The organism is Terasakiella pusilla DSM 6293, assembly GCF_000688235.1.
Lineage (GTDB): Bacteria > Pseudomonadota > Alphaproteobacteria > Rhodospirillales > Terasakiellaceae > Terasakiella > Terasakiella pusilla.
The window spans coordinates 60804-80616 of the sequence record NZ_JHYO01000005.1 but is presented as its reverse complement, the minus strand read 5'-3'; the positions used below and the strand labels follow the sequence as shown (position 1 = coordinate 80616).

Annotated in this window: 22 protein-coding genes; 19 read left to right on the top strand and 3 right to left on the bottom strand. The window is 48.4% G+C overall.

Translation table 11 applies throughout. The features are described from left to right. The first annotated feature begins 134 nt into the window (after positions 1 to 134). The 11 genes from Q397_RS21120 (at position 135) to Q397_RS0104670 (ending at position 9295) form a co-directional block, all read left to right on the top strand. On the top strand, positions 135 to 917 hold the full coding sequence (locus Q397_RS21120) for a DUF2189 domain-containing protein (RefSeq protein ID WP_051609720.1): 783 nt from the start codon (positions 135 to 137) through the stop codon (positions 915 to 917). A 6-nt stretch (positions 918 to 923) separates the two neighbouring features. Continuing rightward, complete coding sequence (locus tag Q397_RS0104715; protein WP_028878425.1) at positions 924 to 1919, top strand: COX15/CtaA family protein; 996 nt, start codon at positions 924 to 926, stop codon at positions 1917 to 1919. 1 nt (position 1920) lies between these two features. Next, positions 1921 to 2352: a DUF420 domain-containing protein gene (locus tag Q397_RS0104710; RefSeq protein ID WP_028878424.1), complete on the top strand. Its 432-nt coding sequence runs from the start codon at positions 1921 to 1923 to the stop codon at positions 2350 to 2352. Then, positions 2349 to 3653 carry a cbb3-type cytochrome c oxidase subunit I gene (locus tag Q397_RS0104705; protein ID WP_028878423.1) on the top strand — a complete coding sequence of 435 codons (1305 nt, stop codon included), beginning with the start codon at positions 2349 to 2351 and terminating at the stop codon, positions 3651 to 3653. The genes Q397_RS0104710 and Q397_RS0104705 overlap by 4 nt, the downstream gene beginning before the upstream one ends. Then, positions 3650 to 4099 carry a cupredoxin domain-containing protein gene (locus Q397_RS0104700; RefSeq protein ID WP_028878422.1) on the top strand — a complete coding sequence of 150 codons (450 nt, stop codon included), beginning with the start codon at positions 3650 to 3652 and terminating at the stop codon, positions 4097 to 4099. Before Q397_RS0104705 ends, Q397_RS0104700 begins: the two co-directional genes overlap by 4 nt. Positions 4100 to 4185: 86 nt before the next feature. Beyond that, positions 4186 to 5058, top strand: a complete 873-nt coding sequence (gene cyoE, locus Q397_RS0104695; RefSeq protein WP_338056272.1) for a heme o synthase — start codon at positions 4186 to 4188, stop codon at positions 5056 to 5058. Between the two features lie 56 nt (positions 5059 to 5114). Next, complete coding sequence (gene coxB / locus Q397_RS0104690) at positions 5115 to 5963, top strand: cytochrome c oxidase subunit II (RefSeq protein WP_051609718.1); 849 nt, start codon at positions 5115 to 5117, stop codon at positions 5961 to 5963. Further along, positions 5956 to 7536 carry a cytochrome c oxidase subunit I gene (ctaD, locus tag Q397_RS0104685; protein ID WP_028878419.1) on the top strand — a complete coding sequence of 527 codons (1581 nt, stop codon included), beginning with the start codon at positions 5956 to 5958 and terminating at the stop codon, positions 7534 to 7536. Before coxB ends, ctaD begins: the two co-directional genes overlap by 8 nt. Beyond that, positions 7536 to 8084: a cytochrome c oxidase assembly protein gene (locus Q397_RS0104680; RefSeq protein WP_028878418.1), complete on the top strand. Its 549-nt coding sequence runs from the start codon at positions 7536 to 7538 to the stop codon at positions 8082 to 8084. The genes ctaD and Q397_RS0104680 overlap by 1 nt, the downstream gene beginning before the upstream one ends. A 21-nt stretch (positions 8085 to 8105) precedes the next feature. Then, a complete protein-coding gene (locus Q397_RS0104675) occupies positions 8106 to 8912 on the top strand; it encodes a cytochrome c oxidase subunit 3 (RefSeq protein WP_028878417.1) in 807 nt (268 codons plus the stop codon). Positions 8913 to 8929: 17 nt separating this feature from the next. Beyond that, positions 8930 to 9295: a DUF983 domain-containing protein gene (locus Q397_RS0104670; RefSeq protein WP_028878416.1), complete on the top strand. Its 366-nt coding sequence runs from the start codon at positions 8930 to 8932 to the stop codon at positions 9293 to 9295. Between the two features lie 106 nt (positions 9296 to 9401). On the opposite strand, the gene Q397_RS21115 is transcribed toward Q397_RS0104670, so the two are convergent. After that, complete coding sequence (locus tag Q397_RS21115; protein WP_038012867.1) at positions 9402 to 11711, bottom strand: alpha/beta fold hydrolase; 2310 nt, start codon at positions 11709 to 11711, stop codon at positions 9402 to 9404. A gap of 82 nt (positions 11712 to 11793) precedes the next feature. On the opposite strand from Q397_RS21115, the gene mnmC reads away from it, so the two are divergent. Both mnmC and Q397_RS0104650 read left to right on the top strand, forming a co-directional pair. After that, on the top strand, positions 11794 to 13731 hold the full coding sequence (gene mnmC, locus Q397_RS0104655; RefSeq protein WP_028878415.1) for a bifunctional tRNA (5-methylaminomethyl-2-thiouridine)(34)-methyltransferase MnmC2/FAD-dependent 5-carboxymethylaminomethyl-2-thiouridine(34) oxidoreductase MnmC1: 1938 nt from the start codon (positions 11794 to 11796) through the stop codon (positions 13729 to 13731). Continuing rightward, complete coding sequence (locus tag Q397_RS0104650; RefSeq protein ID WP_084148937.1) at positions 13728 to 14363, top strand: DUF1826 domain-containing protein; 636 nt, start codon at positions 13728 to 13730, stop codon at positions 14361 to 14363. The genes mnmC and Q397_RS0104650 overlap by 4 nt, the downstream gene beginning before the upstream one ends. Here the strand turns inward: Q397_RS0104650 and hisI are convergent, their stop codons facing one another. Further along, positions 14364 to 14768, bottom strand: coding sequence for a phosphoribosyl-AMP cyclohydrolase (gene hisI, locus Q397_RS0104645; protein WP_028878413.1), 405 nt, complete (start codon positions 14766 to 14768; stop codon positions 14364 to 14366). Between the two features lie 84 nt (positions 14769 to 14852). Here hisI and Q397_RS0104640 point away from each other — a divergent pair, with 84 nt between their 5' ends. Genes Q397_RS0104640 through Q397_RS0104615 form a run of 6 tightly spaced genes read left to right on the top strand, consistent with a single transcriptional unit; the run spans position 14853 to position 19456 of the window. Then, on the top strand, positions 14853 to 15620 hold the full coding sequence (locus Q397_RS0104640) for an alpha/beta fold hydrolase (protein ID WP_028878412.1): 768 nt from the start codon (positions 14853 to 14855) through the stop codon (positions 15618 to 15620). Next, a complete protein-coding gene (bioF, locus tag Q397_RS0104635) occupies positions 15617 to 16792 on the top strand; it encodes an 8-amino-7-oxononanoate synthase (RefSeq protein WP_028878411.1) in 1176 nt (391 codons plus the stop codon). Before Q397_RS0104640 ends, bioF begins: the two co-directional genes overlap by 4 nt. Then, on the top strand, positions 16785 to 17414 hold the full coding sequence (locus Q397_RS0104630) for an alpha/beta fold hydrolase (RefSeq protein WP_028878410.1): 630 nt from the start codon (positions 16785 to 16787) through the stop codon (positions 17412 to 17414). Before bioF ends, Q397_RS0104630 begins: the two co-directional genes overlap by 8 nt. Next, complete coding sequence (locus Q397_RS0104625; protein ID WP_028878409.1) at positions 17411 to 18166, top strand: methyltransferase domain-containing protein; 756 nt, start codon at positions 17411 to 17413, stop codon at positions 18164 to 18166. Before Q397_RS0104630 ends, Q397_RS0104625 begins: the two co-directional genes overlap by 4 nt. Position 18167: 1 nt before the next feature. Then, entirely contained in the window at positions 18168 to 18770 is a 603-nt protein-coding gene (gene bioD / locus Q397_RS0104620; protein WP_028878408.1) for a dethiobiotin synthase, read from the top strand. Between the two features lie 50 nt (positions 18771 to 18820). Further along, a complete protein-coding gene (locus tag Q397_RS0104615; protein ID WP_028878407.1) occupies positions 18821 to 19456 on the top strand; it encodes a response regulator in 636 nt (211 codons plus the stop codon). Here Q397_RS0104615 and Q397_RS21110 read toward each other — a convergent pair. Further along, on the bottom strand, positions 19446 to 19811 hold the full coding sequence (locus Q397_RS21110) for a response regulator (protein WP_169737973.1): 366 nt from the start codon (positions 19809 to 19811) through the stop codon (positions 19446 to 19448). The genes Q397_RS0104615 and Q397_RS21110 overlap by 11 nt on opposite strands. Positions 19812 to 19813: the final 2 nt, after the last annotated feature.

The window sequence follows — 19813 nt, the reverse complement described above, 5'->3', positions numbered from 1 at the left end:
TTATGCACAAAAAAGGGTTGCACAATCAAGTGGTAAGCCCAATGTCATAAAAAAGATACGTGAACGATCTTTTCTATGTTAGGATTGTTCTAAAGTTCTTTAGGACTACGATAAGTATAAAACAGGGGGCATATATGTCTAATGCACTTAATCCCCACGCAGGGCATGCGGTCGAAGCAAACAAAGTACACATTGAAGCGCCAGCAAAATGGCTCAAACAGGGCTGGCGTGATTTTATCGAGGCACCCACAGTTGGGTTAACTTACGGCCTTATTTTTGTGGCTGTCGGCTATGCTGTTTTTTGGGGTCTGAATTCACTTGATTTAACCTATTTTATCTTACCGCTGTCTGGCGGTTTTATTTTGTTTGCGCCATGGCTGGCCCTCGGGTTGTATGAAGTCTCGCGTCAACGGGAAAAAGGACTGAAGCCGACGTTCCTCAGCACCTGTGGTGCATGGCGTGCAAGTCCCCGTCGGTTGGGGATTATGGCCTTTGTGTTGTTGATCATTATGTTGGTCTGGACACGGGTTGCCATTTTTATGTACGCCCTCATGATGGGCAATGCTTCGTTGACGCTTGAAACGTTGACGACAGACATCTGGAGCAGAACGGACGGCATTGTCTTCCTTGTTTCAGGCTCTGTCGTTGGCTTGTTCTTTGCCGCCATGGTCTTTCTTTTAACCGCGGTATCTGTTCCCATGATCCTGGATCGGGATGTTGGTGCCTTTGAAGCGATGCGCTATAGTGCCCAAACCGTGATGAAAAACAGTCATGTGATGTGGAGCTGGGCGTTTACCATCGCTATTATCGCGTGGTTTGGGCTTGCAACCTTCTTTATCGGTTTGATCATTGCCATGCCAGTCTTAGGGTACGCCAGTTGGCATGCCTATCGCGACCTTGTCCCTCAGGATCAGTAATCTGACGTGAAGGGGGATACGAGTAAGAACAGCCGGCGCCTCATTGGGCTATGGTTGTTCGGGGTCGCGTTTATGGTCTTTGTGATGGTGGTGTTGGGCGGATTGACCCGACTTACGGGGTCCGGTTTGTCCATGGTTGACTGGCGCCCCATCACAGGATGGCTGCCACCGCTAAATGAGGCGCAATGGCAGGCGATCTTTGATCTTTATAAACAATCACCACAGTTTAAAGAATTTAACTTTGACATGGACCTTGATGGGTTTCGGGGGATTTTTTGGCTGGAGTTTTTACACCGCCTTTGGGGCCGTTTGATCGGCTTGGCCTTTGGTCTACCCTTACTTATCTTCTTGCTCAAAGGATGGATTGAAAAATCTATGCGCCTGCCGTTGGTTGGTTTGTTTTTGCTGGGCGGTGCGCAAGGCGTTTTGGGCTGGTATATGGTCAAAAGCGGGCTTGTCGATGACCCGGAGGTCAGCCAATACCGCTTAATGGCGCATCTTGGTTTTGCTTTCATTCTCTATAGTATGCTCGTCTGGGCGGGGCTGTCCTATTACAAAGGTAGGCAGGTACGTGGTTTAAATGGGGCAGCGCTTGGACTATGGGGGCTGGGCTTTGTGACAATCCTTGCCGGTGCATTGGTGGCCGGACTGGACGCAGGGCTGACCTATAATACTTTTCCTTTAATGGACGGGGACCTTATCCCGAATGGGCTTTATAGCCACAGTCCAGCTTACCTCAATCACTTTGAGAATATAACGACGGTGCAGTTTCAGCATCGGGTTTTGGCTGTAGTGACCTTTATTTTGTGTCTTGTTTATTTTGCCTGTAACAGGGAATCGCGCGCGGCTAAAGCGGTTGCGTTGCTGGTGTGCGTGCAGGCAACTTTGGGAATTTTGACACTTTTGCATTCTGTGCCCACTGCGCTTGCCTCTTTGCATCAGGCATTTGGCCTGTTGTTGTTTAGCGCATTGACATGGCTGATTTTTGAAACACGGAGATAATATGGATATTCTGGACGTACTGCCGCATTTTCAGGCTTCACTCAACGCCATTTCACTCGTTCTGATTAGTCTTGCGTTTATTGCGATAAAATCCGGTAAGACGGAATTGCATAAAAAACTGATGATCTCAGCTTTGGTGGTGTCCAGCGTCTTTCTTGTATCCTACCTCTATTATCATGCTCATATCGGTCATGTACCTTTTGCCGGGCAGGGTGGGGTGCGAACGATATATTTCAGCATTTTATTTACCCATATCGCCTTTGCTGCGGTTGCCTTGGTAATGATCATCATGACTGTTTGGCGCGCCTTGGTCAAAAAAGAATATGGGCGTCATAAAGCGATTGCCCGTTACACCTTTCCGGTCTGGGCCTTTGTCTGCGCCTCCGGCATTGTCGTCTATGTTATGGCCTTTCATATCTATGTGGCGGCATGACATTACGTGAGGAATATAGATATTGGAGCCTGATCTCCATCATTGCTCTGGCCATTGCGGGGGTGTTTGCCCTGTTATTGGTGTTCTCCCGCACGCCCTATGTGCAAGATATTCTCCCTTGGCCATGGAAGAGCTTTTTCCATAAGGGACTGGTCACACACGTTATTTTTTCCTTTGTTGTTTGGTTTTTGGCGACAATGGGCGCCTTTTGGGCCTATAGCCTCGCACAACAACAAGGCGACGACGCGCACAGTAAGATCGGGGGATTTGCCCTTTTGTTGGCGGTTGCGGGCTGTTTGGGCCTTATCCTCCCCGCTTTGCTTGATTTGGGAGAGGCCGAATTAAACAACTACGTCCCCGTGATGACCCATTGGCTCTATTACCTTGGTCTTATCCTACTTGCAGCGGGGCTTTTGATATGTGCTGTGCGCCAGATGATCATGCGGAGTGGCTTTAATGGCCAAAAGGCCACCGCGATTTTATATATCATTGCTTTAATTTGCTTCACCTTGGCCTATTCTTATCTGCCGGACGGCCTGAGCAGTCCAACCTATAACGAGCGGCTGTTTTGGGGCGGCGGGCATGTGCTTCAATTCGTGAATACGGCATTGTTGTTTTTGGCATGGCAGTTTGTGGCACGCGATCCCATATTGTCCCCGCCATATGTGGTCCTGACATTTGGTATTCTTGTCGTCTTTGTTTTGCCAACGCCAATTACATATTTGATTTTTGATGTACTAGGGCAAGTGCATCGCGATTTCTATACGGACCTCCTTCGCTACGGGCTGTTGTTGCCGTCTTTGATTTTTTCTTTAGGGCTAATCCGTTTTCTCGTTTCAGAAAAACGGCGTCAGCTTGATCGCCTTACTCAACAGGTTTTTTGGTTATCCCTGATTACCTATAATTTGGGGGGGCTTTATGGCTTGTTGCTGGATGGGACTGATACACGGGTGCCTGCGCATTATCACGCGGTGATTGGCGGGATTAACCTATCATTTATGATTTTTTATCATCGGGTTTTATTACCGGCGATAGAAGTACCGGTACGCGAAGGGCGGCTGTTCACTGCGCAATACTGGCTCTATGGGCTTGGACAGATTATGCACGCCAGCGGGATGTTTTTAGCGGGCAGTATGGGAGTGCCGCGCAAAACTTCCGGTGATGCCCAAGCATTGGATAGTTTGGAAAAAGTTTTAAGCATGGGGTTGATGGGCATTGGCGGAATCATCGCCGTTCTTGGTGGTGTTTTATTTGTCATCATGACACTAAAATGGATGATGTCGGCACGGAGGGTAGGATGAAGCGATCGGACTATATCTTTCTCCCCCTCATTTGCGCGATCGCACTTTTTTTAGGGTGGAAGCTGTTTGCGGCAACTGAAAAGGATTTATCAGGTGTGATAATTCAACCCATTGATGATATTGGTGCTTTTATTGCGGCAGCCGAACAGATACAACCCAAAGAAGGGGAAGTGTATCTACTGGCTCAGCAATGGAAATGGTCAAGTGAAATTACCCTACAGGCAGGTCGGGATTATATTTTGCATTTGGCAACTGCCGACATCCAGCATGGGTTCCATTTACCAAGAGAGGCAATGGGGCAATCTGTTGATATTTTGCTACAGCCAAACAAGAAATATCAAGTAAATCTGCGAAATTTAAAACCAGGTGTTTATCCCATAGGATGTACGGAATACTGCGGGATTGAGCATAATAAAATGCGCACAAAACTGATTGTCTTGGAATAGTTGAGTAAAAAGATCAATTTTCTTTTTGAAGTTATTCTAATTTAAAGCTATTATAGGTTTCATAAAAATATAATAAACCACAACAAATGAGGTTTATAATGGGAGGATACATTCAACTCGCCAAACCGCGAATTGGTGTAATGATTGCATTAACAGCCGTGACGGGATACCTCGCCACGGTGCAACAGGGACAGGTCGATTGGGGCCACCTTGTTATGTTGGTGATCGCAATGATGATGGGGTCTGCCTCATCTAGTATTTTCAATCACTTTTATGACCGTGACATCGACAGGTTGATGACGCGGACGCAAAAGAGACCCTTTGCCGAGCGTCGTGTTCAACGCCCTAATCTAGTGCTTTGGATTGCGGCCGGACTTCTTGGCCTAGGATGTTCTATCGCGACTTATGTGTTTAATCCGGTTGTTGCTGCGCACCTCTTTTTGGGTGCGTTTTTTTATGGGGTCGTTTACACGATCTGGTTGAAAAGGCGCAATTGGCTAAACATTGTGATCGGGGGACTTGCAGGGAGCTTTGCCGTGATGGCGGGCGCAGCAGCGGTTAATCCCGATCAGTGGCTTTTGCCGACATTATTGGCGCTTGTCCTGTTTTTCTGGACGCCGTCACATTTTTGGGCATTGGCGATCCGTCTTAAGGATCAATATGCCGCAGCGGGCGTGCCTATGTTGCCTGTTGTAGTCGGTAATATCGCGACTTCTAAAATCATTTTGATCAACACCATTTTGTTGGTCACGTCCAGTCTGTTGCCGTGGTTCCTTGGGGAATTAGGCAATATCTACGGGGTCGGCGCAGCGTGTCTTGGCGCATACCTGCTTAAATGCAATTGGGATTTGATCAAATCACCCGATGAGGTGACCGCAATGACAAACTTCTTTGCATCAATGAAATATCTGGGTGGGCTTTTCTTGGTCGTCATCTTGGACGTTCACTTGCCAATTTAAAAGCCGACTTTTCGAAAGAATAAGGTTTTCGAACAATATTAATTCGGAGTTTTTTAATGTTAAAGAAAGAGTTTTTGTATCTCTTCATAACAGGGGTGATAACTGTTATCGCAGTGCCCGCGTCTGCCCAAATGGCAGAACCGTGGCAACTTGGTTTTCAGGGGGCATTTTCTCCATCTGCCGAGAGATTACACGATTTCCATGATCTACTTTTATGGATCATTGTCAGCATTACGTTGTTTGTGCTGTTTTTACTGATTTATGTGGTGGTGAAATTTAATCGCAAGGCCAATCCAACGCCTTCGACCACCACGCATAACACAAAGCTGGAGATCATTTGGACGGTTATTCCCGTTCTTATTTTGGTGATGATCACAATCCCGTCTTTGCGTGTTCTTTACTTCCTCGATCATACCGAAGATGCGGATATGACGGTCAAGATCGTCGGGCATCAATGGTATTGGTCCTATGAGTATCCAGACGAGGATGACATGGCTTTTGACAGTTTCATTGTTGAAGATGATGAACTTGAAGAAGGACAACCCCGTCTTTTGACCGTTGATAAGGCCCTTGTTTTGCCAGCAGGTAAAAACATCCGCCTGTTGATGACCTCAACGGATGTGATCCATTCATGGGCCGTTCCTTCGCTAGGGGTTAAGCTTGATACGGTCCCCGGACGCTTAAACGAAACCTGGGTCCGTATTAACGAACCTGGCATGTATTACGGGCAGTGTTCCGAACTGTGCGGGGTGAACCATGGGTTTATGCCCATTGCTGTGAAGGCGTTAAGTGAGGCTGATTATGCCGCTTGGTTGGTTGAGGCCAGAGAAGAATATTCACAAACACAGCAACCAGTATCAATTAAGGTTGCCCAAATGACGACGGGGGAGGTTAACTATGAGTGATCATGCACCCACGGGCTGGAAGCGGTGGGCCTATTCCACCAACCATAAAGATATCGGCACCATGTACATCATTTACGCCATTGTTATGGCGGTGATTGGTGGGGCCATGTCCATGATGGTGCGGCTGGAACTAACCCAGCCGGGCCTGCAATTTATCGAAGATTTGCATTTTTATAATGTGCTCGTGACCGGTCACGGTTTGATTATGGTCTTTTTCGTCGTTATGCCGGGGTTGATCGGTGGGTTTGGCAACTGGTTTGTCCCCTTAATGATCGGTGCCCCGGATATGGCCTTTCCACGATTGAACAACATCAGTTTCTGGTTGTTGGTGGCCGCGACTGTCCTTTTGGGCTGTTCCGTGCTGATCGGCGGCGGGGCAGGGACGGGCTGGACCGTTTATCCCCCCTTAAGTAACCAAATCTTCCATGACGGGGCAGCGGTGGATTATGCGATCCTCAGTCTGCATTTGGCGGGTGCCTCCTCCATCCTGGGGGCGATTAACTTTATTACGACCATCGTTAATATGCGCGCACCGGGCATGACCTTTCATAAAATGCCTTTGTTTGTCTGGTCTATGCTGGTGACAGCCTTTCTGCTGGTGACGTCTTTGCCAGTATTGGCAGGCGCTTTGACCATGTTGTTGACAGACCGTAACTTCGGGACCACTTTCTTTGCGCCGGAAGGCGGCGGTGATCCGATTTTATGGCAGCACTTGTTCTGGTTCTTCGGGCATCCTGAAGTTTATATTATGATCCTGCCTGCCTTCGGGATTGTCAGTCATATTGTCTCCACATTTTCCCGCAAGCCTGTCTTTGGGTATATCGCCATGGCCTATGCCATGTGTTCCATCGGCGCAGTGGGATTTGTCGTGTGGGCGCACCATATGTATACGGTCGGGCTGGACGTTGATACCCGCGCGTACTTCTTGTTAGCTACTATGCTGATCGCGGTGCCAACGGGGGTAAAGGTCTTTTCGTGGATTGCCACCATGTGGGGCGGGTCGTTGACCTTTGAAACCCCCATGTTATTTGCAATCGGCTTTATCTTCCTGTTCACTGTTGGCGGTGTAACGGGCGTAGTGCTTGCCAACGCAGGCATGGATATCATGTTCCATGACACGTATTATGTGGTTGCACACTTCCATTATGTGCTGTCGCTTGGGGCGGTCTTCAGTATGTTTGCCGGCTTCTATTACTGGATCGGTAAAATGTCCGGTCGCAAATATCCAGAAGCACTGGGTAAACTGCATTTTTGGGTGACCTTTGTGGGGGTCAACATTTTGTTCTTCCCGCAACACTTCCTTGGTTTGGCAGGGATGCCGCGCCGGATTCCAGATTACCCGGATGTCTATGCAGGCTGGAATATGGTGAGCTCCATCGGGGCGGGCATTGCCGCTTTGGGTGTGCTTATTTTCTTCCTAGTTGTGATCAGAACCTTCACCAGCGGTGCGAAATCTGAAGCAAACCCTTGGGGGGAAGGAGCGAAGACGTTGGAATGGACGGTTTCTTCGCCACCACCGTTCCATAGTTTTTCAGAACCACCGAACATGAACAACAAAGAGGCGGCTGAGTAATGGATAAATCGAAGCAACAAAGTTCAAACCGACGCGTCGGCCTAACGGTCGTTGGCATTGTGTGTATGATGCTGGGACTGGCTTATGCTTCGGTTCCCCTTTATCAGCTTTTCTGTAAGGTCACAGGATATGGCGGCACCCCGCAAGTTGCGGAAAATGAGGCCGAACATATCCTGAAAGGCAGCAAAATACAGGTTCGTTTTAACGCAGATGTCAACTCGTCGCTGGATTGGAAGTTTAAGCCGGTCCAAAAACAGGTTGAGGTCGCGTTGGGTGAACATGCTTTGATCGCCTATCATGCAGAAAACCTCAGTGATCAGGATATAATCGGAACGGCGACCTTTAATGTGACACCGTTAAAGGTCGCCCAGTATTTCAACAAGATCGATTGTTTCTGCTTTACCGAACAAAGACTTTCACCGGGGGAGTCGGTTGATATGCCTGTGTCCTTTTTTGTTGATCCCGCGATTTTAGAGGATAGCAACGCACAGGAAGTCAAGACCATCACCCTGTCTTACACGTTCTATAAAGCAAAAGATAAAAGTTAATTATGACGAGGAGGTCATTTCATGTCTTCTACCTCTAATAAACATCCGTACCATTTGGTGAACCCCAGCCCGTGGCCCTTTGTGGCATCGGTGGCTGCGGTGGTTCTGGCTGTTGGTGCGATCAATTATATGAAAGAAGGCCAGCCGTGGGTCATGCTGGCGGGCCTGTTGTTGGTGCTTTACACCATGTATGTATGGTGGCGTGACGTCATCCGTGAAGCGCAAAAAGACAAATCCCATACGAAGGAAGTTCAGTTTGGCCTTAAGTTTGGGGTCGGTCTGTTTATTTTGTCAGAACTTATGTTCTTCGTGGCTTGGTTCTGGGCCTTTTTTAACGCCAGTTTGGGCGGCAGTCCCGCAGGCGATGTCTGGCCACCGGAAGGGATCGAGCCGATCCACACCTTTGGTCTGCCATTTATCAACACCATGTTGCTTGTGATCTCCGGCTTTGTGTTGGAGTGGGGGCATAAAGGGTTGATGAAGGATAACCGTAAACGCGCGATCCTTGGTGTGTATGGGGCGTTTGGGCTTGGTTTCGTCTTCATGTGCGTGCAGCTCTATGAATATGGGGCAGCGGGCTTTGGTTTTACTGATGGTATTTATTCCTCCGTCTTTTATATGGCGACGGGCTTTCACGGCTTTCATGTGTTTGTCGGTCTGGTCTCGCTATTTATTTGCGGCGTTCGTCTGCAAAAAGGTGACTTTACCAAAGATCAGCACGTAGGCTTGCTATCAACGTCATGGTATTGGCATTTCGTCGATATTGTTTGGATCTTCTTATTTGTATGGGTGTACTGGTGGGGCAACTCCGCTTTCTTCGCACAATAAATTCGCAAAGCCAATCGTTGAAAACCCACCTCTGGTGGGGTTTCTTCGGTAAATGTCCACGGTGTGGAAAGGGCGGTATTTTCTTTAACGGCCTTTCCATTCGGGAAAAATGTCCGGCTTGTGAATTGAATTTAATCGCCCATGACGTGGGGGATGGTCCCGCAGTGGCAGCGACATTTTTTGTCGGTATCCTTGCGCTTGCAACGGCACTGTGGCTGGAGTTTACCTATCAGCCCCATATGTGGGTGCATTTTGTGGTGGCGGTGCCTGTTGTCGGTCTTGGGTCTTTTTTGTTTTTACGCCCTTTAAAAGGAATTTTGGTTTCCATGCAATATCGCTTTCGTGATGTTGAACAGGATGACGAAAACTTAGGGCAAATGTAGCCTTTGGAGAAAATGATGATTGACCGGAAAAAGAAAAATCTATTCGTGGCCTTGGCTTTAGGGGTAGGCGTTATCGCACTTTATGTCAGTGGGTTGCGTTTTGTGATCAACTGATCGACTGGGTTGATTTGGTTAAATTCAGCCGTGTTTCAATTAAATTAATAAAATCGATAACATGCTGGCGGGTGCCGGCAATATCTTCGGTGATAATCCCGTGTCTGGTGGACGGCACCATAATTACGCGCGGGGTTGTCCCGACCATCTGGTCGCGGATCAGGCCCGCACTGTCCGGGTTAACCACAGTTTCTTTATCCCCTTGTATCAACAGACTAGGGGCGTTTATGCGTTGTAGATTGTCCTCCATATCCGCGACCAACAGGCGCAGTTCTTGTAAGGCGCGTACTGGGATATGTTTGTAGTTAATATCCGGATGTTCTGACTCGTTGACGATATAGGGCAAAATTCCGTCTTTTTGCGGGATCCATTTAGTCAATCTGTTGGCATGATGAAGAAGCGGAACAAATTTAAGGTTTGGATTGGCAAACTTTAAAGGTGTGCTGACGGCGCAGATCGCGGCGAGTTTTTCTGGACGTTCTGCCGCAAAACGTAATGTCAGCGCCCCACCTGTTGAAAAACCCACAACAAGCACATGATCGCTGATGTTGGACAAGATATTATATCCACGTTCAACAGACCGCATCCAATCCTTCCACCCCTTTTCCCGCAGGTCGCAGGGGGATGTGCCGTGACCTTCCAGTCTTGGACCATAGACAGTGTAACCAAGGCTCGCGACTTCTTCACCCAGTGCTTTCATTTCTGCGGGGGAAGCCAGTAGCCCGTGGACAAGCAAAACTGACAACTGCTTGTTCTTGGCGTTCTCGGCCCGTAAGAAGAAGGGGGCACCGGATTGGGTTGCCGTCTGTTGACTGTTGATCTCTTCATATTCCGGTTTGCTGTATTTTTCTAAGGCTTGTTCATGGGCGTGCAGGTCGTCTTCAAAGTAATATTGCGCCCATTGATCGGGGCTGAGGGTATGCTGGTTGCTAAGCGCGCGATGCAATGCGGATGTAATACCGCGCAAAGAGGCACATTCATTGGCATAGACGCAGATCGGATTGGTCATCCGAATACTGTTGAAATCATGTTCTTCACGCAGCTTGGGGAGGAAGATAATCTGTTTATCTTCTTGTCGGATCAATCCCGCATGCTCGGCTGAACGTAAAAACTGTTGAAACTCTGCGCAGCAATCATCCTGTAGGCCGCGATAGACTTCAGCATTTAAAAGGGAACGGTGTAGGTGAAGGGTGGGTTCATGACTGATATACCGCGCCATCAAATAAAGGATACGCACAAATCCTGCACGTAACATACGATCCACGCCTTGATCAATTAGATGCAAAATTAAAACGGAGGCCAAATGCGACAGATTGACCGTCACAAGTTCATACATATGGTGCATGGCCCGGTCGCGCAGGTCTTCAGTTTTGATCTTCAGTCGTCGTGCAACAAAGCGTTCTTTAACGCTGTCGCCGGCTGTCCCCAGATTAAACAGATCGCTTAGACTGCACATGCCGTTGGTGCATTTATTGACGATCAGCCGTTCCCACCACGGCCAATACATGGATGTTTCAATGGGCTTGCCCATACGAATGTCCATGTCGGTATGTTTGAGAACCAGATTACTTTCGATCAACAGTTCTTCAGCAAAACGCGGAGACAGATCACCTGTTAAACGTTCCACACTTTCTTTCAGGAAATTGTCTTTAATACGGATGGGGTAAAAGGTGATGTTGGACGGAACAAGACGCGTCGGTTCCTGACAGCGTTTGATCAATTGATCAATAGAAGGCAGTCCAAGTTCATTGGTGAAACTTTCCAGTAGGGATTTGTCGGTTGTTTTAAGGACTGTCTGTTTATAGATATCCAGCATCAAGGCAAGACGGGCAGCCCCGGTATGATGTTTGCGCCTTTCGAGCGAGGACGGGGAGAAGATGGAGTAATTACCCTTTGTATCCAGATAGCGCCGGTCTTTGACCATGCCCCCTTCGGGGAAGATGATCACTTTTCGCCCCTTTAGGATATCGCGCGCCAGAAAGGTCAATAGGTTGGGCATGTCATTAGGGACGGCCCCAACAGCATATAGATATTGGGTAAAACGGTCATTGCCGCGAAAGAATTCGCCTGCCGCCACAGAGCGACAATATGCCTTTTGCTCTTGATAAATCAGGTATTGGGGAATAAACGTTTCAAAACGGGCAAAATGGTTGAAAAGGAAAATATGACCGTCTTCAACCTGATTGTCGTAGGCATGAAGTTTGATGTTTACCCCTAACATACGTTTAACGGTGGAGAAGGCCCGCACAGACCAGCCGTATGTATCAGGGTTTATATCGGGTGGGTTGATGATATGATTCATCTGTCCTACTTTCCTGCCAATCCACATTTAATAATGTGGGTCAAATGCCGCAAAAAACAACTTAATTTTGAAAGAGATAGACGTGAGTGAACTTTCTTCCCCAGAGCTTAGTTGGAAAGATGAAAAAACACCCGTATCGGGTCGTTTCGATGACGTCTATTTTTCCGCTGATGATGGGCTGGCGGAGTCTATGTATGTTTTTGTCAACGGATGTGGCCTACCTGAACGTTTGACGGGGCAAACCGATTTTACAGTCGCGGAAACAGGCTTTGGCACTGGCCTTAATTTTCTGCTGACGTTAAAAGCGTGGAAAGAAAGCGACCAAGCCTGCCGCTTGCACTATCTCTCTGTCGAGGCGTTTCCCCTGACACCTGATCAACTGCGCGCCGCCTACAAAACCTTTGAGGGATTGGAGGAAGAGGCAGAGGAACTTTTGTCGGTTTATCCCGATTTAACGCATGGGTTTCACCACGTTGTCTTACAAGGCGGCAAGGTTAAACTTACCCTTATGTTTGGGGATGCTGCCGCCATGTTTGCCGACTTGGATGCGAGGGTTGATGCGTGGTATCTGGACGGTTTTGCCCCCGCTAAAAACCCAGAAATGTGGTGCCCCGAAGTGTTCCACGAAATCGGGCGGTTGGCGCATAGGGATTGTATCCTGTCCACCTTCACCGCAGCAGGTTTCGTCAAACGCGGCCTTGCGGAGGTTGGGTTTAGCATGACCAAGCGCCGTGGGTTCGGGCGCAAACGTGAGTCTTTGATCGGGACGTTTGAAGGTGAAGACCTAAAGGTTAAAGCCCCGTGGTATCAGCGATATGCCACAGACGGATGCCAAAAGAAAATTGCTGTCATTGGCGCAGGTGTAGCAGGGATGTGTGCAGCGTTGCGATTGCAAGCAGATGGGCATGAGGTCAAGGTCTTTGAGCGCAACAGCCATGCGGGATCAGAAGGATCGGGCAACCGGATCGGCCTTTTAAAACCCAAACTGTTTTTGTCACAGGAAGGGATCGGTCGCTTTAATACCATTGCTTACCTGCATGCCTTGCGTTTTTATGATCGTTACCCTGAGACGCCGTGGCATGGTGCGCGCGGTATCTTTCAAATGATGAAAGAAGACGCAGACGAAGATCGTTTTAAAGACATGATCGCCCGCAACATTCTGCCAGATGGGGATTTGTTGTTTCTAACGCGACAGGACGCAAGCAATCGCCTGGGGATGGATGTGCCCAAAGGCGGCCTTTGGTTTACCAAAGCGGGCTGTATCGAACCCTCCCAGCTTTGCCAAACGATCGCGAGCACGCTGGAGGTCACCTTTGACTGCACTATCAGCAAAATAGAAAAAACGGATCACTGGCGTCTATATGATGAGCAGGGTCTGGTCTTTGAAGGCGATTGTGTGGTGCTGGCAACCGCAGGGGAAAATGCGGCGCTCAATAGCTATAGCGATCTTGCTATGAATGGACGGCGCGGGCAGGTTAGCTATATTGAAACCACGGCCAACACCGCACAGCTTGACCATGCCGTCTCTTACGGCGGCTATATGTTACCCGCACGCGAGGGGGAACATGTGTTAGGCGCCAGTTTTGAAAAATGGCCCGACCTTTTTGATCATGCTTATGAAGACTTAAGCGATGAGAGCCATGCCTTTAACCTGAAAACACTCTCCAGTGTCATGGACACCGACGGGCTTGTGGTTAAGGGCGGGCGCGCCTCCATTCGTGCGATGACAACGGATCATCAGCCGATCGTTGGCCCTGTTTATGATCATGAGTGGTATATGGATACCTACGGCCCCTTAAGGCACGGACCTAAACGACGGACATTTGCACCGGCAGAATACGTCGGGGGGCTTTATACCTTATGCGGTCTGGGGGCACGTGGGGTGCAGACAGCGCCGTTGTTGGCTGATATCTTGTCATCCTATATCAACGGCACGCCTTGCCCGATTGAAAATAAAATCCGTGAAGCCCTTCATCCTGCGCGCTTTTTAATGCGTGATATCATTCGAGGTAAAAAATGAGCTTGAAACCATCTGCTGTCACACCTGCCTCAATGTTGAACTTGCGCCCGAGAGGGGATAGAGGACAGCCGCAAAAAATGATGGTGATTGATTGCCGTACAGATCAACACTGGGACAAAATCCACGAACCGGACGTGAATGGTGTTGTCTTGCGCCGCCGTCCGATCCGTGCCGTTGAGACTTTTTTTAATCAGGCCCCTGACGTGGTGTTTCAGTCGCACAAGTTTAAAGCCGCACACAGCCGATTACGAACAGAGTTGAATAAATGGCTGTCGGCAGGGAAGGATGATGAAAGTTTGCGCCAGAAGTTTTTGGTGAACGACATCGCCAATCATGTACGCCTGCTGATCAAACAGACTAAATCGCGTGATTATGTTTTTCGTCTTAACGAGCCGCTACCGGATAGTTTTGAGGCCGATAAATCTGCCTTAAAAATGCTGATCACCTATCAAGGGCTGGAGATAGACTTTCGCCAACCTAAAGACAAGGATGTGCGCAGTATCACGCCTTATGGCGTTGCCCTGTTTCGTGGATTAAGCTATCCCACAGCAGTTGAATGGCAGGCGCGATTAACGGCAGAAAAAGCCTTCTACCTAACTGTCGAGCCTGCTCATCGCGGGATACGGCTTTAATTACTTTTTATAGAGTTCGTCGGGGGAGGTGATAACCTCTTCCACGACTTCAACCTTACCATCGCGCGCCGCCCATGAAAAACAGCTGCGACGACCTGTGTGACAGGCAACACCGGTTTGATCGACTTTAACCAGCACCGTATCAAGGTCACAATCTGTGCGGAAATCCATCAAGACCTGCTGTTGCCCAGAACTCTCACCCTTGCGCCACAGCTGCTTGCGGGATCGGGAATAATAACAAACACGGCCTGTCTTCAAGGTTTCGGCAACCGCGTCCTTGTTCATCCACGCCATCATCAGGACTTCGCCCGTGTCATGCTGCTGTGCGATTGCCGGAATGAGGCCATCGCTATTGTATTTAAGCGCATTCACGATATCTTCAGGTGTATCTGTTTTTGAACACATGGGTAAAATCCATTAAAAAGTTTACGCTAACGTCGATCTGTTCTAATAGGACATGTAAGAGACTGAAACAAGGTAAAAGCAAGCATGGAACTGGCATTTCAAGATATAGGTGAGGGCGATCCGGTCGTCATCATTCATGGGTTGTTTGGCGCGGCAAAAAACTGGAATTCCATTGCCAAACAAATGGCGCGACGCTATCGCATCCTTACCGTTGATTTGCGAAATCATGGCTCGTCGCCTTGGACAGACACCATGTCTTATGTGGAAATGGCGGATGATATTGCGGAATTTCTGGACCAACGGGGGCTGGATCAAGCCAATATCGTTGGACATTCCATGGGCGGTAAAGTCGCCATGACCTTGGCTTTACGTCAACCGGAGCGGGTGTCAAAACTTTGCGTAGCCGACATTGCCCCCGTAAAATACCCGCAATCTGTCTTTAAGTCTTATATTGAAAAATTACAATCGGTGGACCTGTCCAGCGTTTCGCGCCGCAGCCAAGTTGATCCCTTAATTTCGGATGCGATTGAAAGCCGTTCCGTGCGGGCCTTCTTGCTGGGCAACCTGATTTCAACGGACGAAGGCATAAAATGGCAGGTCAATCTGGATGTCTTGGGACGTGAACTTGACAGTATTGTTGGCGTGCCTGCGATCCGTCCCGACTCAAAATATGAAGGCGAGACATTATTTTTGACGGGTGCTCAGTCCGATTATGTTCAGTCAAGTCATCATCAACTGATTAAACACCTGTTTCCGAAGGTAAAGTTCCATAGTATTGCTGAGGCGGGCCATTGGCTCCATGCAGAAAAACCACACGAATTTATGGACGCTTTAAACGGTTTTCTGTCATGAGCCAGACGCTTGATAAACTCTACAGCCATTATGTCGAGGGATTGAGTGGCAAAGGTTTAAGGCGCCAGTTACGCCCTGTGGGTCAAACCCTAAATGGACGTACCATGATCAACGCTCGCGAGGTGATCAACTTTTCGTCCAATAACTATATGGGCTTGGCGCAACACCCTTTGTTGATTGAGCGCGCTCAGCTATGGACGCAAGAATGGGGCACGGGCTCCATGGCGTCCCGCCTTGTCTGCGGCACGATGGAGCTGCACGAACAAGTAGAGCAACGTTTGATCGAAGCAAAGGGGGGGGAAGCCGCACTCGTCTTCAACTCCGGCTTTCAGGCCAACTCGGCGATCCTCTCAAGCTTGTTTGATCGTGACGTTTTAGGTCAGGAAGCATTGGTCTTTTGCGACCGTTTAAACCATGCCAGCATGCACCACGGCTTGAAAGCGGGTGGCGTGCGTCAAATCCGGTATCGCCATAACGACCTCAATCACCTTGAAGAGTTACTTAAAAAACACGAAGACCAAGTGGCTGCGCGTTTTATCCTGACAGAAAGTGTCTTTAGTATGGACGGGGATCAAAGCGATATTGATGCTTTGATCGATCTTGCAGAACGATATGGCGCTGACCTTTATGTCGATGAAGCCCACGCAACAGGCGTTTTGGGACAACGCGGTTATGGGCTGTGTGCGGGCAAAAATGTGACCTTTAAGATGGGCACTTTCTCCAAAGCATTGGGGGGATTTGGGGCGTATCTGGTGTGTTCTAAGGCGGTGAAGGACTTTTTGGTCAATCGATGCAGCGGCATGATCTATTCCACCTCACTGCCGCCTGCCGTGTTGGGGGCGATGGATGCGGCCTTAGAGCTTGTGCCCAGCCTTGAGGTCGAGCGTCAGCGATTGCATAAAAATGCGGAGCGCGTGCGCCAAAGTTTCCGTGAGTGCGGTTTTGATGTCGCAGACTCCTCCACACAGATTATCCCCTTGATTATTGGTGATGAAACCAAGACGCTGGAGCTGGCAAAAGCGCTAGAGGCCCAAAATATTCTGGGCATCGCCATTCGCCCGCCGACCGTGCCCAAAGGCACCAGTCGCATCCGGTTTGCCTTAAGTGCCGCCCATAGCGATAAAGATATCGATACTTTGTGTGATGTGGTCAGGTCGTTGCAAAATGGCTGATCTGATTTTCGTGCACGGCTGGGGTTTTGATAAATCCTTCTGGCAAGACGTGATTGCGCATTTGCAGGACTTCACCTGTCATAGTCTTGATCTAGGTTTTTACGGCAAGCCTGATATGAGGCTCTCGACTGAGGCGGTTTATGTTACTCATTCTATGGGGCTATGCTGGCTGTTGGATCGAAAGACGGACCTCAAAGGCTTGGTGTCGGTCAATGGGTTTACGAAGTTCTGTGCTGCAGATGATTTTGTCGAAGGTGTAAATCCACGAGTCTTAAAACGTATGATCCGACAATTTACCAAAACGCCTGAAACGGTGTGGTCAGACTTTATGAAAAATAGCGGCCTAACAGGTGCCGTATTTGCCGCTGAAGCAGACGTGCAAGCCATGGCCGATGGTCTTGCCTATCTGGAAACATGTGATGTCCATAATCTGTACAGCAATCTGACCTGCCCAAAACGGGCGTTGGTCGGGGATGCAGATCTGATTGTTCCTGAGAAAATGTCAGAAGCCTCTTTTTCTCATGATCTCATCTGCTATAAAGGGGGCAATCATTTGCTCCCCCTTTACCAACCGAAATGGGTTGCGGATCAATTACGTGATTTTCTGGATCAAACTTCGTGAATAAGACCTTCATTCAAGACGCGTTCGGGACGGCTGCCAAAACCTACGAACAAGAAGCTCCGGTCCAAAAGTGGACGGCGCACTTATTGCGTCAGTATGTTGAAAGTTTGGATTTAACCAACGTCAGCAATATTCTGGAAATCGGGTGTGGCACAGGCTTTTTAACCCGTGAACTGATGGAGGTTTTCCCGGAAGCGACATGGACGGTTACGGACTTGTCCACTGATATGCTGGAGACCTGTCGTCAGAATGTAGCCGTTGAAGCGACCTTTCAACAGATGGATGGGGAGTTTCCGACACTTGAAGGCCCGTTTGACCTGATTGTCAGTAGCCTCGCCATGCAGTGGTTTGCGGACCTGCCTGCAGGTCTTGGTCGATTGTCAGACTTGCTTAGTCCAAAAGGGCATATGGTCTTCACCACCTTGGGCAGCAAAAGCTTTCAGGAATGGCGTCGCTGTCTTGAAGCGTTGTCTTTGCCTGTTGGTTTGCATGATTATCCAACTTTACAGCAAGCGCAATCTTTTGACCTGACAGGGCGCGCCATCGGTGTGAGTAGCCGGATTAAAAAGCAAGACTATCAAAACGGTCTTGTCTTTTTAAAAGCCCTAAAATCCATCGGCGCCCAATCCCCCAAGTCGGGCTATCGCGCCATGAATACAAAAGAGCTGCGTAAGGTTATGACCTATCTGGATCAGAAAAAAGATTGTGCAATGACTTACGAAATTCTTTTAGGTCATATTGAAGGAAAGTAACATGACGCATTATTTTGTGACAGGTACAGACACTGATGTCGGTAAAACCGTTGTCTCCACTTTATTGGTCCGTCAATTAGGTGCGTTTTATTGGAAACCCGTCCAAAGCGGCACCAATGACATTGAAGATAAAAATGAGGTCATGCGTCTTGGCGGGATTGGTCCTGAAAAAATCCTGCCCTGTGTGTATGAACTGACAGAACCACTTTCCCCCCACGATGCCGCTGCCATCGATGGTGTCGAGATTGATATGGATGCGATCCAGAAACCTGATGTGGCAGGCGATCTGGTGATCGAAGGGGCAGGGGGCATTTTTGTGCCCATTAATAATGAATTCTTTATGATCGATCTGATAAAAAAGATGGACTGTGAAGTGATTGTGGTGGCCCGAAGTGGCCTTGGCACGATTAATCACACCTTATTAACACTAAAGGCATTACGTGATCGTGAAATTACTATTAAAGGGGTCGTTTTGAACGGACCGTTGAACGAACGCAACAAAAAGGCCATTGAACAATTTGGAAAGGTGCGTATTCTAGGGGAAATCCCGTATATCGAAAATCAGGATTTCATGAAACTGGAACAAAACCTCTTTCAGCTATAGTCGAGATTATCATTCATTGAGTGATAAAAAGAATTAAGGAATAAAGATAAATGAAATTTCTGTTGGCGGATGATCATGGACTTTTCCGTGAAGGGATAAAGCTCATTTTCAATAAACTACAACCGGATATCAAAGTTGTAGAAGCAGAAACTCTGCCGGAAACAGAAATGCGCCTGTCAGATGAAACCTCCTATGACCTGATCCTGCTGGATTTGAAAATGCCCGGCGTAAATGGTCTGGATAGTGTTAAAAAAGTAGTCGAACTTGCCGGTGATCAGCCTGTTGTCGTTATGTCCGGTGCTTATCGTCGTGCAGATGTCTTGACCTGTATTGAAAAAGGGGCATCCGGCTTCATTCCCAAGACACTTGGGGGGCAAGCTATGATCAATGCCATCAATCTGGTTTTAAATGGCGAAAAGTTCATCCCATCTGTGATTTGTTCGACTGATGAAGAAGAACCGGATCACACACAAGAAGACACAAGCCTGTTTGAAGAATTGACAACGCGTGAACGCGAAGTGTTGAAATACCTTGTGGAAGGGCATTCCAACAAAGTCATCGCCAATATACTGGAATTGCAGGAAGTCACCGTGCGCGCCCATTTGAAAGGGGTGTTCCGTAAACTGGATGTGTCCAGCCGCACCCAAGCCGTTGGCTTGGCTTTACGCAAAGGCTTTAGAGGTTAAATACATTTTCCAGTGCTGATAAAAGTTGTTTTTTATCAACCGGTTTTTGCAGGGTAACTGCTGCACCAGCCTCTTTTGCTTGGATTGACATATTGTGCTGACCGACGCGAGCACCGCCGGTCAGTGTGATAATCGGGCTTTGCACACCGATTTCACGCAATCGTTTGATAAATAAAACACCATCCATCACTGGCATAACCAAATCTGTGATAATTGCATCAATCCGTCCAAGGTCGTTCAAACTCGCTAACGCCTGCTTTGCCGATGAAAAGCTTGTGGTCTGATACCCGTTTCTTTCCAGCACCATGGCCAGAGCCGCGCGCACCAATTCTTCATCATCGACGATCACAATCATAG

Excerpts from the sequence above, each read along its gene's own strand:
- Q397_RS21120 (WP_051609720.1), top strand. The coding sequence starts at position 135 with ATGTCTAATGCACTTAATCCCCACGCAGGGCATGCGGTCGAAGCAAAC.
- Q397_RS0104710 (WP_028878424.1), top strand. The coding sequence starts at position 1,921 with ATGGATATTCTGGACGTACTGCCGCATTTTCAGGCTTCACTCAACGCC.
- Q397_RS0104705 (WP_028878423.1), top strand. The coding sequence starts at position 2,349 with ATGACATTACGTGAGGAATATAGATATTGGAGCCTGATCTCCATCATT.
- Q397_RS0104700 (WP_028878422.1), top strand. The coding sequence starts at position 3,650 with ATGAAGCGATCGGACTATATCTTTCTCCCCCTCATTTGCGCGATCGCA.
- cyoE (WP_338056272.1), top strand. The coding sequence starts at position 4,186 with ATGAGGTTTATAATGGGAGGATACATTCAACTCGCCAAACCGCGAATT.
- coxB (WP_051609718.1), top strand. The coding sequence starts at position 5,115 with ATGTTAAAGAAAGAGTTTTTGTATCTCTTCATAACAGGGGTGATAACT.
- ctaD (WP_028878419.1), top strand. The coding sequence starts at position 5,956 with ATGAGTGATCATGCACCCACGGGCTGGAAGCGGTGGGCCTATTCCACC.
- Q397_RS0104680 (WP_028878418.1), top strand. The coding sequence starts at position 7,536 with ATGGATAAATCGAAGCAACAAAGTTCAAACCGACGCGTCGGCCTAACG.
- Q397_RS0104675 (WP_028878417.1), top strand. The coding sequence starts at position 8,106 with ATGTCTTCTACCTCTAATAAACATCCGTACCATTTGGTGAACCCCAGC.
- Q397_RS21115 (WP_038012867.1), bottom strand. The coding sequence starts at position 11,711 with ATGAATCATATCATCAACCCACCCGATATAAACCCTGATACATACGGC.
- Q397_RS0104650 (WP_084148937.1), top strand. The coding sequence starts at position 13,728 with ATGAGCTTGAAACCATCTGCTGTCACACCTGCCTCAATGTTGAACTTG.
- hisI (WP_028878413.1), bottom strand. The coding sequence starts at position 14,768 with ATGTGTTCAAAAACAGATACACCTGAAGATATCGTGAATGCGCTTAAA.
- Q397_RS0104640 (WP_028878412.1), top strand. The coding sequence starts at position 14,853 with ATGGAACTGGCATTTCAAGATATAGGTGAGGGCGATCCGGTCGTCATC.
- bioF (WP_028878411.1), top strand. The coding sequence starts at position 15,617 with ATGAGCCAGACGCTTGATAAACTCTACAGCCATTATGTCGAGGGATTG.
- Q397_RS0104630 (WP_028878410.1), top strand. The coding sequence starts at position 16,785 with ATGGCTGATCTGATTTTCGTGCACGGCTGGGGTTTTGATAAATCCTTC.
- bioD (WP_028878408.1), top strand. The coding sequence starts at position 18,168 with ATGACGCATTATTTTGTGACAGGTACAGACACTGATGTCGGTAAAACC.
- Q397_RS0104615 (WP_028878407.1), top strand. The coding sequence starts at position 18,821 with ATGAAATTTCTGTTGGCGGATGATCATGGACTTTTCCGTGAAGGGATA.
- Q397_RS21110 (WP_169737973.1), bottom strand. The coding sequence starts at position 19,811 with ATGATTGTGATCGTCGATGATGAAGAATTGGTGCGCGCGGCTCTGGCC.